We start from the raw sequence: 549 nt of genomic DNA, 5'->3' as shown, positions 1-549 counted from the left end.
AGGTAGCGACGCTTACGTGATTTTATTAATAAAACATTTTAGTTTTTAACGCTAAAGTTTCTATGTATAATTTTTCTACTGTTATTCTTAAAGGCACTATTAAATAGCTGGCTGTATGAATTTTCATCAAGGTTTTGAATGATATCGTAGTCTTTCATTAAATTAAATGCGTTATCCTCTGTTATTAATTCTTGATTTGATTGATAGACTACTTGATAGATATTATGTTGGACATGAATTAGATTATAATTCATTTTAGAGGTTACTTGATAAAGTTCAAAAACCTCTCTAATGATACTGTCTTGTGCTTCTTCTGATAAGTTATTAAAGTATGCTGATCTGTAGAGCTCGATGGGAGTGTATTTGCATTTTTCAAAAGGAGTAGATAAGTAAAAATAGAGACTATTTCTTATTTTATGAGTTTTAATGTTTACTTCTTTAATTGGAACTTTCTTTTTAAACATTGTGCTAAAGGCTAATTTTAGCATATGTCTATATGTCTTCATTAATATTATTCTGGTTTTAATTTTCATACGCTGCGAGCCATGG

General features: G+C 28.4%; 1 protein-coding gene. It reads right to left on the bottom strand.

Features of this window, described 5'->3' with window-relative positions:
• Positions 1-38: 38 nt before the first annotated feature.
• The coding region (locus C200_RS13760; protein ID WP_033923844.1) for a hypothetical protein at positions 39-549 on the bottom strand (511 nt) is incomplete at its 5' end.

The organism is Piscirickettsia salmonis LF-89 = ATCC VR-1361 (genome assembly GCF_000297215.2).
In the GTDB taxonomy this organism is placed as follows: Bacteria; Pseudomonadota; Gammaproteobacteria; order Piscirickettsiales; family Piscirickettsiaceae; genus Piscirickettsia; species Piscirickettsia salmonis.
Note: the sequence above shows the minus strand (reverse complement) of the source record. Positions and strands in the feature narration are given on the sequence as shown.